This is a genomic window from Lysobacter sp. CCNWLW3 (assembly GCF_036697405.1).
In the GTDB taxonomy this organism is placed as follows: domain Bacteria; phylum Pseudomonadota; class Gammaproteobacteria; order Xanthomonadales; family Xanthomonadaceae; genus Lysobacter.
In genome coordinates, this window is sequence record NZ_JBAHWA010000004.1 from 59,498 (window position 1) to 71,532 (window position 12,035).

A 12,035-nucleotide genomic window follows, 5' to 3' on the forward strand; every position below is an offset into this window, starting at 1 on the left:
CCTCGGAACTGAACCCATGAAATCCTCCGGCTCGCGTTTCTATCTCTGGGTGCTCGGCGCGATCGTGCTGGGCGGCGTCATCGGCCACTTCTTCCCGGACTTCGGCGTCAAGCTCAAGCCGCTGGGCGACGGCTTCATCGGCCTGATCAAGATGCTGATCGCGCCGATCATCTTCCTGACCGTGGTGCTGGGCATCGCCGGCGTGGCCGACGTCAAGAAGGTCGGCCGGGTCGGCGCGAAGGCGATTCTCTATTTCGAGGTGGTATCGACCATCGCACTGGTGATCGGCCTGGTGGTGGTCAATACGCTCAAGCCCGGCGCCGGCTTCAACGTCAACGTCGCCGACCTCGACCCCAAGAAGGTCGCCGAAGCCATCGGCTACGCGCACAAGGCCGAGGAGCAAAGCACGGTCGATTTCCTGCTCCACATCATTCCCAAGACCTTCACCGATGCCTTCACCGGCGAAGGCAGCCTGTTGCAGGTGCTGCTGCTGGCGGTGCTGTTCGGCTTCGCCCTGCTGCACATGGGCAAGGCCGGCGAAAAGGTCATGGACCTGTTCGAGACGCTGTCGAAGGCCTTCTTCGGCATCATGAGCATGATCATGAAGCTGGCCCCGATCGGCGCCGGCGCGGCGATGGCCTTCACCATCGGCAAGTTCGGCATCGACTCGCTGGGCCCGCTGCTCAAGCTGATGGGCAGCTTCTACCTGACCTGCGCCCTGTTCGTGCTGATCGTGCTGGGCCTGATCGCGCGTTTCACCGGCTTCAGCGTCCTGCGCTTCATCCGCTACATCCGCGACGAACTGCTGCTGGTGCTGGGCACCTCGTCCTCGGAATCGGCGCTGGTGCCGCTGATGCGCAAGCTCGAACGCCTGGGCTGCTCCAAGCCGGTGGTCGGCCTGGTCGTGCCCAGCGGTTACTCGTTCAATCTCGACGGCACCAACATCTACCTGACCATGGCCGCGATCTTCGTCGCCCAGGCGCTCAACGTCGACCTCAGCCTGACCCAGGAGCTGACCCTGCTGGCGGTCGCGATGCTGACCTCCAAGGGCGCCTCGGGAGTGACCGGCGCGGGCTTCATCACCCTGGCCGCGACCCTGACCGTGGTGCCGTCGGTGCCGGTGGCCGGGCTGGCGCTGATCCTGGGCATCGACCGCTTCATGAGCGAGGCGCGCGCGCTGACCAACATCATCGGCAACGGCGTGGCCACCATCGTGGTCGCGCGCTGGGAGAACGAGCTGGACCGCGACCAGCTGCAGCGCGAACTGCTCAATCCGCCCAGCGTCGCCGACCTCGACGACGATCCGGCCCTGCAACCCGCGCCGCGCGCATCCGAAACCGGCGGCTGATCCGCGCCGTCTGATCCCGCGCGCGGGCCCGCCCCGCGCACGCTTCGCCACCCACCGCAAGCCCCGGGCGTCGCCGCGCCCGTCGGCGGCGCGCGCCTGCGCGTCGCGTATCGGAGAGACCGACCATGTCATCCCTGCCCTGTCGCGCCTGCGGGCTCGCACTCGCCCTGTCCGCCGCCACCGCCGCCCGCGCCGGCGACGACTGGCCGACCAAGTTCGCCCTCGACGACGGCACCGAGATCTCGGGCACCCTCAACTACGCCTGGGACCTCAACAATTTCTCCGGCGATAACGGCTACGGCACCGCCGCGACCGCGCTCGAGGACGCGCATACGAACCGGCGCAAGGAGTTCGGCATCGTGGTCAAGAAAAAAGACGTCTACGACTTCACCGCGGTCATGGATTTCCAGTCCAAGCTCTGGCTGGACGTGGCCTTGCGGGTGGAAACCCGCGCCTTGTTCGAGCGCGACTACGGCAAGATCCGCATCGGCTACTTCAAGACGCCGGTCAGCATGGAAAGCACGGCCGCCTCGCGCGCGGGCAGCATGCTGGAGGCCTCGGCGGCCTCGCAGGCGATCTACGAGGGCCGCCGCACCGGCGTGGAATGGTCGCTGGACCGCCCGCGCTACGGCCTGAGCGCGGCCTATTTCTTCGGCACCGACCTGCAGGGCGACAATCCCGGCACCACCGCCGCCGGGCGCGCGATCTGGACCCCGGTCAAGGACAAGGACCGGGTCGTGCACCTGGCCCTGTCCGGCTCGGTCGAGAACCCGCACGGATACCGCGACGGCCGCGGCACCTGGTTCGGCCCCTCGGCGCGTTTCCGCGCGCGCCCGCAGGCCGGCCTGACCGCGGTGCGCCTGGTCGACAGCGGCAGCCTGCGCGGCGTCGACCGCATCGTGCGCAACGGCTTGGAGGCCCTGTGGATCGAAGGCCCGCTGTCGGTGCAGGCCGAGGTCCTGCGCGCGAGCGCGCAACGCGAGAACGGCCTGGACGACTACACGGCCAACGGCTACTACGTCACCGGCAGCTGGGTGCTGACCGGCGAGACCCGGCCCTACGCGGCCGGCAACGTCGGCAACGTCAAACCCGCGCATGCCTACGGCGCGGTCGAAGCGCTGCTGCGCTACGGCGAGCTCGACCTCGACCATGCCGGCATCGCCGGCGGCCACCAGCGCGACCTGACCCTGGGCCTGAACTGGTACCTGAGCACGCATTTCAAGTTCCAGGCCAACTACGTGCGCGTGGCCGCCGAGCGCGGCGCGCTGGCGGCGGATCCGCGCGTGCTGGAGCTGCGCGCGCAGGTCAATTTCTGAGCCGAAGCCCCGACCGGGATCGCGCGCAAAAGCCGTTAGTCTTGGCCCAGGGCCGCCACCGAGCTTAGCCGACCGTGATCCCGCGCCGCCGCCAACTGCACACCGCCTTGTGGATCGCCCTGATCCTGGCCGTCATGCTGCTGTCGATGCTGGTCGCCGGCCGCATCGCCTACCAGCGCGCGCTGCAGGCGCAGGCAGCGGAAGCCCGCGCCCTGCTGGCCCAGCGCGCGCAGGCCCTGGAACAGCACATCGACCGCTACCGCATCATGCCGGCGGTGCTGTCGCTGGATCCGCAGCTCAAGGCCACCCTGCTCGATCCGCAGGACCAGGCCCAGCGCCAGCGCGCCAACGAACGCCTGGTGCAACTGAATTTCGCCAACCGCACCAGCACCCTGACCCTGATCGACCGCGACGGCGTCGGCGTCGCCGCCAGCAACTGGACCCTGCCCAACAGCAACGTCGGCCACTCCTACGCGTTCCGCCCCTATTTCCAACTGGCGATGGCGCGCGGCAGCGGCGAGTTCTACGCGATCGGCGTGACCACCCAGCGCCCGGGCCACTTCATCGCGCGCGCGGTGCGCGACGCCCAGGGCCGCGCGATCGGCGCGGTCGCGGTGAAGGTGGTGCTGGACGATATCCAATCGGACTGGAGCGAACGCGGCGACCTGGTCCTGCTCAGCGACGCCAACGGCATCGTGTTCCTGACCGGACGGCCGGAATGGCGCTATCGCCGGCTCGCGCCGCTGAACGCCGCCCAGCGCGAGCACCTGCAACGCACCCAGCAGTACCGCGGCCAGCGCCTGCAGCCGGTCGCGATCGCTCAGCAGCGCGCGCTGGGCGGCGACGCGCGGGTGGTGCGCGTGCGCGAATTCGGCGGCCGCCGCGACCTGGTCTGGCAGTCGCTGAGCCTCAAGCGCGAAGGCTGGACCCTGCACCTGCTGCGCGACGCAGGCCCCAGCGTGCGCGCGGCCTGGATCGCGCGCGCGGTCGCCGCCGGCGCCTGGCTGCTGCTGGTGTCGCTGGCGCTGCTGCTGTGGCAGCGCCACCGCATCGCGCGCCTGCGCCTGCGCAGCCGCCAGGAACTGGAGCAGATGGTGGAACAGCACGCGCAGGCCCTGCGCACCGCCCAGGACGGCGTGGTCCAGGCCGCGCACCGCGCCAGCATCGGCGAAGGCCAGAGCCTGGAGCATCTGCCGCAGGGCGTGAGCGTGGTCGACGCGCAACTGCGCCTGGTGGCCTGGAACCAGCGCTACGCCGAACTGTTCCGCTATCCGCCAGAGCTGCTGCAGGTCGGGCGCCCGATCGAGGATCTGATCCGCTACAACGCGCGCCGCGGCCTGCTGGGCGACGATCCGGAGGAGGCAATCCGGCGCCGGCTCGAACACCTGCAGCGCGCCCAGCCCTATCTGCACGAACGCGAGCGCGCCGACGGCACCGTGATCGAGATCCGCGGCAATCCCATGCCCGACGGCGGCTTCGTCACCAGTTACGCCGACATCACCGCCTACAAGCAGGCCGCGCGCGACCTGCGCACGCTCGCCGACAGCCTGGAGCGCCGCATCGAGGAGCGCACCGGCGACCTGCGCGAGGCCAAGGGCGAGGCCGAACGCGCCAACCGCTCCAAGACCCGCTTCGTCGCCGCCGCCGTGCACGACCTGCTGCAACCCTTGAACGCCGCGCGCATGTACCTGTCCTCGCTGCGCCGGCGCGTCGACGGCGAGGGCGTGGAACTGGTCGAGCACATCGACGCGGCGCTGTCGGCGCAGGACGACATCCTGGCCAGCCTGCTGGATATCGCGCGCCTGGAATCGGGCGCCCTGCAGGTGCGGCGCGGCGCGTTTCCGCTGGCGCGGTTGTTCGCGGCCATAGAGGGCCCGTTCCGGATCCTGGCGCAGGCGCGCGGGCTGCGCCTGCACGTGATCGCCAGCCGCGCCGTCGTCGACAGCGACGAAGCGCTGCTGCGCCGGATCGTGCAGAACTTCGTCTCCAACGCGCTGCAGTTCACCGCGCGCGGCGGTCGCGTCGTGCTCGGCGCGCGCCGCACGCCCAAGGGCGTGCGGGTGGAGGTCTGGGACAGCGGCAGCGGCATCCCCGAGCACAAGCTGGAAGCCATCTTCGAAGAGTTCCAACGCCTGGACAGCGGTATCGAAGCGCCCGCGCGCGGCGCCGGCCTGGGCCTGGCGATCGTGCGCCGGATCGCGCTGCTGCTGGACCATCCGGTGCGCGTGCGTTCCTGGCCCGGGCGTGGCAGCGTGTTCTCGGTGGAGCTGCCGTTGGGCGATGCGTCCGCCCTCGCCGCGCAGCAGGTCGCCGCCGTACCGCCCGACGACGCGCCTCTCAGCGGGCGCCGGGTCTGGGTGGTCGACGACGACCCGGCCTCGCGCGACGCGGCCACGCGGCTGCTCGCCGACTGGGGCTGCGCGGTGACCTCGGCCGGTTCGGCCGCGGATGCGGAAATGCAGGCGCGGATCGCGCCGATGCCGGAGCTGCTATTGCTCGACTATCGCCTGGGCGAGGACACCGGCCTGGCCCTGGCGCCGCGCCTGCAGCGTGCCTGGCAGCGACTGCCGCCGGTGATCCTGATGTCGGCCGACGCCGACGCAGCGCTGCGCCAGCGCGCCGAAGCGCTGGGCTGGAGCTTCCTGCCCAAGCCCTTGCGGCCGGCGGCGCTGCGCGCCTTGCTGATGCGTGCGCTGGGCTGAGGATCGGGCCGAGAGGGCCAAAGCGCGGAGAGCAAGAAGCAAAGAGCAAATCCCCCTCAATCCCCCTTTTTCAAAGGGGGAGGCCCTTGCTGCGACGACGAAGGCAGCCGGTCTCTTCTGCAGCAGCGGAGAGCGCCGCACTTCATCACAGCGGGGAGCGGCACACTCCATAGCAGAGAGGAGCATGCACCTGTTCGCGAAAGCCACTTGTCTTCCCCCTTTGAAAAAGGGGGACTGAGAGGGATTTGCTTTTCAACGCCCCCCTACCCGCCGGACTCGCCCTCGTCCGCACGCGCGCCATCGTCCAAAGCCAGCGCCTTCACCAGCACCGCCGCCTGCGTGCGCGAGTGGCAGCCGAGCTTGCGCAGCACCGCGGTGACGTGGATCTTGACCGTGTTCTCGGCCAGCGACAGTTCGTGCGCGATCTGCTTGTTGAGCAGCCCGTCGGCCATGCGCATCAGCACCCGCAGCTGCTGCGGCGTGAGCTGGGCCAGGCGCTGGGCGAGCTGGGCATCGGCTTCGTTACGTTCTGCCTGCTGCGGCGGAAACCACAGGCCGCCGGCCAGCACCGCGGTCACCGCCTCGGCCAGGGCCTCGGCCGGCGCCGACTTGGGCACGAAACCGGCGGCGCCGAACTGCTGCGCGCGCCGGATCGTACGCGGGTGGTCGTCGGAGGACACGATCAACACCGGCAGCTCGGGACGCTCGCCGCGCAGATAGACCAGCGAGGAGAACCCCATCGCGCCCGGCATGGCCAGGTCCAGCATCGCCAGGTCGTAGGGCGTACCGTCGGCGACCGCGGCCTCCAGCGCGCTGCGGCTGGCGACTTCGCCGATCTGCGCGCCCGGCGCGATCGCGCCCAGGGCATGGCGCAGCGCCGCCCGGAACATCGGGTGGTCGTCGGCGATCAGCAGGCGCAGGCCCTGGTCCATCGTGGCGTCGTTCGGCGCGCCCGCTCGGCGCAGCCCGATCCTACACGCCGCTCGCGTCGCCGGCCTTTGCACCGCACAAAAAAACAGGGCGGCCGAAGCCGCCCTGCGATCGTGCCTATTCGCGGTGGATCGAAACCGCGCGGATCAGCCCAGCAGATGGGCGACGCCGGCGCGCTCTTCCTCGAGCTCGGCCAGGGTCTTGTCCATCGCAGCGCGGCTGAACGCGTCGACTTCCAGGCCCTCGACGCGGGTGTACTCGCCGTTGGCGGTGATCACCGGCACGCCGTACATCACCGTCTCCGGGATGCCGTAGCTGCCGTCGGACGGCACGCCCATGGTGACCCACTTGCCGTTGCTGCCCAGCACCCAGTCGCGGATGTGGTCGATGGCGGCGTTGGCGGCCGAGGCGGCCGAGGACAGGCCGCGGGCTTCGATGATCGCCGCGCCGCGCTTGCCGACCTGCGGGATGAAGGTGTTGGCGTTCCAGTCGGCGTCGTTGATCTTGTCCTTCAGCGACTGGCCGTTGACGGTGGCGAAGCGGTAGTCCGGGTACATGGTCGGGCTGTGGTTGCCCCACACGATCAGGTTCTCGATGTCGCCCACGGCGACGCCGGCCTTGGCGGCGAGCTGGCTCAGCGCGCGGTTGTGGTCCAGGCGCAGCATCGCGGTGAAGTTCTTGGCCGGCAGGTCCGGCGCCGACTTCATGGCGATGTAGGCGTTGGTGTTGGCCGGGTTGCCGACCACCAGCACCTTGACGTCGCGCGAGGCGACCTTGTTCAGCGCGGCGCCCTGGGCGGTGAAGATCTTGGCGTTCTCCAGCAGCAGGTCCTTGCGCTCCATGCCCGGGCCGCGCGGACGCGCGCCGACCAGCAGGGCGATGTCGGCGTCCTTGAACGCGACCTCGGCGTCGTCGGTACCGACCATGCCGGCCAGCAGCGGGAACGCGCAGTCCTCGAGCTCCATCATCACGCCCTTGAGCGCGGCCTGGGCCTTGTCCAGCGGCAGCTCCAGCAGCTGCAGGATCACGGGCTGGTCCTTGCCCAGCATTTCGCCGGAGGCGATGCGGAACAGCAGCGAGTAGCCGATCTGGCCGGCAGCACCGGTGACGGCAACGCGGACGGGATTCTTCATGGGGGTGGTTCCTTACGCTGGTGTGAGATGCGGGCGGGCCCGCTTCAGTAAATGGAGTAACCCAGAGGGGTCAGTTTTTCCTTGAGCGCGTCGGTCTGGTAGCCGTGGATCACGTCCTGCCCGACCACGGTCACCGGCACGCCGCGCGAGCCGAGCGCACGCGCCGCGCGCTCGCCTTCCGGCGTGTCGACATCGAGCACGCGGTAACGCACCTTCGCCTGCTCGAAGTCCTGCTGCTGCTTGCGGCAGTAGCCGCACCATTCCGCCGCCAGCATCACGATCTTGGTCTCGCCCGTGAGCTGGCGCGGGTCGTCCGGATGCAGTTGCTGCGGCCCCGCGCCCAGCATCGCCGCGACATCGTCGCCCAGCGTTTTGTAGCCGACCACGCCGAGCGCGAGCGCTCCGGCGATCCACAGGACGGTGACCACGCGCATGCCGAGAATCCTTTTCCGATCGCCGCTGACGGTTCCGCGCCGGACTCAGACGAGTTCGGCGAAGAACTCCTGGAAACGCTGCAGGCCCGGCGCCAGCTGCGGCGTCGGACAGGTGTAGCTGATGCGCAGCGCGCGCGGTTCGCCGAAGGCCGAGCCCGGCACGCAGGCCACGCCCTTGGTTTCCAGCAGCACGTTGCAGAAGTCCATGTCGTTGCCGATCTTCAGGCCGCTGGGCGCATGGGTCTTGCCGTAGGCGACGCTGATGTCCGGGAACACGTAGAACGCGCCCTGCGGACGCGGGCAGACCACGCCCGGGATCGCCTCCATCACCGCCATGACCTGGTCGCGCTTGGCCTGGAATTCGGCGCACTTCTGGGTCGGGATGTCCTGCGGACCGTTCAGCGCGGCGACCGCGGCCGCGGTGACCATTTCCGGGATGTTGGTGATGTGGTTGGAATTCATCGTGACCAGGGCCTGGGCCACGGACTCCGGACCGGCCATGAAGCCCACGCGCCAACCGGGCATGCCGTAGGTCTTGGACAGCGAATCCAGGAAGATCACCCGGTCGCGCAGCTCGGGGCGCGCGTGCACGAAATTGTGGTAACCCAGGCCGTCGAACACCATGCGGTTGTAGATGTCGTCGGTGATGATCCAGGTGTCCGGATACTTCACCAGCACATCGGCCAGCGCGTCGATCTCGTCCTTGCCGTAGACCATGCCGGTCGGGTTGGACGGGTTGTTGAACAAGAACACCTTGGGCTTGCGCGCCAGCGCGGCGTCGAGCTGCGCGGGGGTGAGCTTGTAGTCCTGCTCGGCCGGGCACGGCAGCAGGTCGATCTTGGCGTTGACGATCTCGGCGATGTCGAGATAGCTGGTCCAGTACGGGGTCGGGAAGACGATGGTGTCGCCTTCGTCCAGCAGCGCCTCGGCGATGTTGTAGATCACGTGCTTGGCGCCGATGCCGGTGGCGACGTTGACGCGGCCGTAGCCGGTCAGGCCGATCTTGCCGATGTGCTCGAGGAAGGCGTCGAGCAGCGCGTCGGCGCCGCGGTTGCTGCCGTACTGGCCGCTGTCCTTGCTCAGCGCCTCGCGCACCGCGGCGTAGACGTGCTCGCCGGGCAGGAAGTTGGGGACGCCGATGGAGAAGCTGATGATGTCGCGGCCTTCGGACTTGAGCCGCTTGGCCTTTTCGGCGACCTGCATGATCGCGCTGGGCTTGGCGCGACCGATGCGCCGGGCAAGCTGGGGCATCGTGAAACCTCGTGGGATGGTGTACGACGGATGCGGGGAGGTGTGCGAGCGAACGCGCTGCGTACGGTGTCCGAATGCGTCCGGAACCACCGGAATCGAGCCCCAAAATGGTAGCACAGCGGCATCCCGGCGCCGGCCGGTGCGAGCCGCGAAACCCAGGTCCGCGGCGTCGGCGCGGGTACGGGCCGGATCCGCACGCGCGCGGCGCGGCATCGGCGAAGAAGCCCCAGGGGACCGCACGGGACCGGTCCGCGACGAGAACGCTGTGGGAGCGGCGTAAGCCGCGATTCCACCGCCCGGCGGCCAAGAATCGCGGCTTACGCCGCTCCCACAGGAAGCCGGCCCCCGCCGCGGCGGGGCCGGATCGATCAGGATCCGCTCAGGCGGCCAGGATCTTGTTCCACTCGGCCACGCGGTCGGCCTTGGCGGCCAGCGCGGCGGCGGCGTCGCCCTCGATCTTGACCGACTTGATCTTGTCGCCCTGCTTGACCGCGTCGACCACGTCCAGGCCCTCGACGACCTTGCCGAACACGGTGTGCTTGCCGTCCAGCCAGGGGCAGGCGATGTGGGTGATGAAGAACTGGCTGCCGTTGGTGCCCGGGCCGGCGTTGGCCATGGACAGCACGCCGCGCTCGTGGGGCAGGCCGTTGCGGGTCTCGTCCTCGAAGCGGTAGCCGGGGCCGCCGGTGCCGGTGCCCAGCGGGCAGCCGCCCTGGACCATGAAGTCGGCGATCACGCGGTGGAAGTTCAGGCCGTCGTAGAAGCCGCGCTGGGCCAGGTTGACGAAGTTGGCGACGGTGAGCGGGGCCTTGTCGGCGGCGAGCTCGATGCGGATCGGGCCGCGGTCGGTGTCGAAAGTGGCGGTCAGGCTCATAGCCGTCTCCTGGGGTGGTTGGGGGGGGTGGGTCGGGGTCCGGAAACCTGTCGCCGACATGGCGACGGCCGGGCCAATCCACAAGGATACCCCACCCCGTTCAGCTGAACGGGCAGGCGTCATCATTGACAGGTATAATGATCGGCTTCTCTCCAGGCCTCCACGCTCTTCACAAGGGGCGCTCTCCGCATGTCCATCCAAAACCTCCGCAATATCGCCATCGTCGCCCACGTCGACCATGGCAAGACCACCCTCGTCGACTGCCTGTTGAAGCAATCGGGCACCCTGTCGGAACGTACGGTGCTGGCCGAACGCGCGATGGACAGCAACGACCAGGAAAAGGAACGTGGCATCACGATCCTGGCCAAGAACACCGCCATCACTTGGCAGGGCAACCGCATCAACATCGTCGACACCCCGGGACACGCCGACTTCGGCGGCGAGGTCGAGCGCGTGCTGTCGATGGTCGACTCGGTGCTGATCCTGGTCGACGCGATGGACGGCCCGATGCCGCAGACCCGCTTCGTGACCCAGAAGGCCTTCGCGATGGGCTTCAAGCCGATCGTGGTGGTCAACAAGATCGACCGCCCCGGCGCGCGTCCCGACTGGGTGATCGACCAGGTCTTCGACCTGTTCGACAAGCTCGGCGCGACCAACGAGCAGCTCGATTTCCCGATCGTCTACGCCTCGGCCCTGCACGGCTACGCCAGCCTGGACGACAGCGCGCGCGACGGCGACATGACCCCGCTGTACGAAGCGATCATGAAGCACGTGGCGCCGCCGCAGGTCGACCTCGACGGCCCGTTCCAGATGCGCATCAGCCAGCTGGACTACAGCAACTTCGTCGGCCTGATCGGCATCGGCCGCATCCAGCGCGGCAAGGTCCGCCGCAACATGCCGGTCAGCGTGGTCGACCGCGAAGGCAAGAAGCGCCAGGGCAAGGTCCTGCAGGTGCTGGGCTTCATGGGCCTGGAGCGCCTGGAGACCGAGGAAGCCGAGGCCGGCGACATCGTCGCCATCTCCGGCGTCGCCGACCTGTCGATCTCCGACACCGTCTGCGCCCTGGACGCCCCGGAAGCGCTGCCCGCCCTGACCGTGGACGAGCCGACGATCAGCATGACCTTCCAGGTCAACAATTCGCCGTTCGCCGGTCACAAGGAGCTCAGCGGCGGCAAGTTCCTCACCAGCCGCCAGCTGCGCGAGCGCTTGGAGCGCGAGACCCTGCATAACGTGGCGCTGAAGGTCGAGGAAGGTTCGGATCCGGACAAGTTCCTGGTCTCCGGCCGCGGCGAGCTGCACCTGTCGGTGCTGATCGAGAACATGCGCCGCGAAGGCTTCGAGCTGGCGGTGTCGCGCCCGGAAGTCATCATCAAGGAAATCGACGGCCAGCTGATGGAACCCGTCGAGCAGTTGGTGGTCGATATCGAAGAGCAGCACCAGGGCGGCGTGATGGAAAAGCTCGGCATCCGCAAGGGCCAGCTGAAGAACATGGAATCCGACGGCAAGGGCCGCGTGCGCCTGGACTACATGATTCCGGCGCGCGGCCTGATCGGCTTCCAGAACGAGTTCCGTACCCTGACCCAGGGTTCGGGCCTGCTGTTCCACGTGTTCGACCATTACGGCCCGAAGGAAACCGGCGCGATCGCCAAGCGCCAGAACGGCGTGATGATCGCCAATGCCGCCGGCACCACCCCCGCCTATTCGCTGGGGCCGCTGGAAGAGCGCGGCCGCCTGTTCGCCGCCGAAGGCGACCAGGTGTACGAAGGCCAGCTGGTCGGCATCCATTCCAAGGACAACGACCTGACCGTCAACGCCATCAAGCCCAAGCCGCTGACCAACATGCGCGCCTCGGGCAAGGACGACGCGATCAAGCTGACCCCGGCCATCAAGTATTCGCTGGAGCAGGCCCTGGACTTCATCGAGGACGACGAGCTGGTCGAAGTCACCCCGAAGGAAATCCGCCTGCGCAAGAAGTTCCTCAGCGAAAGCGATCGCAAGCGCGCCTCGCGCGCGGCCTGATCGCGATGTACGGCGGCGCAAGGACAGG

The 12,035-nt window shown here is 68.8% G+C and carries 9 protein-coding genes; 4 read left to right on the forward strand and 5 right to left on the reverse strand.

All coding sequences use genetic code 11. From position 1 onward, the window contains the following. Positions 1 to 16 precede the first annotated feature (16 nt). The 3 genes from V1318_RS09110 to V1318_RS09120 all read left to right on the forward strand — a co-directional run bounded on the left by V1318_RS09110 (position 17) and on the right by V1318_RS09120 (position 5,366). Entirely contained in the window at positions 17 to 1,348 is a 1,332-nt protein-coding gene (locus V1318_RS09110) for a dicarboxylate/amino acid:cation symporter (RefSeq protein ID WP_332939352.1), read from the forward strand. A 125-nt stretch (positions 1,349 to 1,473) separates the two neighbouring features. Continuing rightward, positions 1,474 to 2,664: a porin gene (locus tag V1318_RS09115; protein WP_332939353.1), complete on the forward strand. Its 1,191-nt coding sequence runs from the start codon at positions 1,474 to 1,476 to the stop codon at positions 2,662 to 2,664. A gap of 134 nt (positions 2,665 to 2,798) precedes the next feature. Then, complete coding sequence (locus tag V1318_RS09120) at positions 2,799 to 5,366, forward strand: PAS-domain containing protein (RefSeq protein WP_332939559.1); 2,568 nt, start codon at positions 2,799 to 2,801, stop codon at positions 5,364 to 5,366. Positions 5,367 to 5,629: 263 nt separating this feature from the next. Here V1318_RS09120 and V1318_RS09125 read toward each other — a convergent pair whose 3' ends face one another. The 5 genes from V1318_RS09125 to V1318_RS09145 all read right to left on the reverse strand — a co-directional run bounded on the left by V1318_RS09125 (position 5,630) and on the right by V1318_RS09145 (position 9,988). After that, a complete protein-coding gene (locus V1318_RS09125; RefSeq protein WP_332939354.1) occupies positions 5,630 to 6,298 on the reverse strand; it encodes a response regulator transcription factor in 669 nt (222 codons plus the stop codon). Between the two features lie 144 nt (positions 6,299 to 6,442). Next, positions 6,443 to 7,429, reverse strand: coding sequence for a malate dehydrogenase (locus V1318_RS09130; protein WP_332939355.1), 987 nt, complete (start codon positions 7,427 to 7,429; stop codon positions 6,443 to 6,445). A gap of 44 nt (positions 7,430 to 7,473) precedes the next feature. Next, positions 7,474 to 7,863: a glutaredoxin family protein gene (locus V1318_RS09135; RefSeq protein WP_332939356.1), complete on the reverse strand. Its 390-nt coding sequence runs from the start codon at positions 7,861 to 7,863 to the stop codon at positions 7,474 to 7,476. A gap of 45 nt (positions 7,864 to 7,908) precedes the next feature. Beyond that, a complete protein-coding gene (locus tag V1318_RS09140) occupies positions 7,909 to 9,114 on the reverse strand; it encodes an aminotransferase class I/II-fold pyridoxal phosphate-dependent enzyme (protein ID WP_332939358.1) in 1,206 nt (401 codons plus the stop codon). Positions 9,115 to 9,493: 379 nt separating this feature from the next. Next, on the reverse strand, positions 9,494 to 9,988 hold the full coding sequence (locus V1318_RS09145) for a peptidylprolyl isomerase (RefSeq protein WP_332939359.1): 495 nt from the start codon (positions 9,986 to 9,988) through the stop codon (positions 9,494 to 9,496). 189 nt (positions 9,989 to 10,177) lie between these two features. On the opposite strand from V1318_RS09145, the gene typA reads away from it, so the two are divergent. Further along, positions 10,178 to 12,007: a translational GTPase TypA gene (typA, locus tag V1318_RS09150; protein WP_332939360.1), complete on the forward strand. Its 1,830-nt coding sequence runs from the start codon at positions 10,178 to 10,180 to the stop codon at positions 12,005 to 12,007. Positions 12,008 to 12,035: the final 28 nt, after the last annotated feature.

Bases quoted from the DNA above. Each gene is read 5' to 3' on its own strand.
- V1318_RS09135 (WP_332939356.1), bottom strand. From the start codon at position 7,863: ATGCGCGTGGTCACCGTCCTGTGGATCGCCGGAGCGCTCGCGCTCGGC.
- V1318_RS09120 (WP_332939559.1), top strand. From the start codon at position 2,799: ATGCTGCTGTCGATGCTGGTCGCCGGCCGCATCGCCTACCAGCGCGCG.
- V1318_RS09125 (WP_332939354.1), bottom strand. From the start codon at position 6,298: ATGGACCAGGGCCTGCGCCTGCTGATCGCCGACGACCACCCGATGTTC.
- V1318_RS09130 (WP_332939355.1), bottom strand. From the start codon at position 7,429: ATGAAGAATCCCGTCCGCGTTGCCGTCACCGGTGCTGCCGGCCAGATC.
- typA (WP_332939360.1), top strand. From the start codon at position 10,178: ATGTCCATCCAAAACCTCCGCAATATCGCCATCGTCGCCCACGTCGAC.
- V1318_RS09115 (WP_332939353.1), top strand. From the start codon at position 1,474: ATGTCATCCCTGCCCTGTCGCGCCTGCGGGCTCGCACTCGCCCTGTCC.
- V1318_RS09140 (WP_332939358.1), bottom strand. From the start codon at position 9,114: ATGCCCCAGCTTGCCCGGCGCATCGGTCGCGCCAAGCCCAGCGCGATC.
- V1318_RS09110 (WP_332939352.1), top strand. From the start codon at position 17: ATGAAATCCTCCGGCTCGCGTTTCTATCTCTGGGTGCTCGGCGCGATC.
- V1318_RS09145 (WP_332939359.1), bottom strand. From the start codon at position 9,988: ATGAGCCTGACCGCCACTTTCGACACCGACCGCGGCCCGATCCGCATC.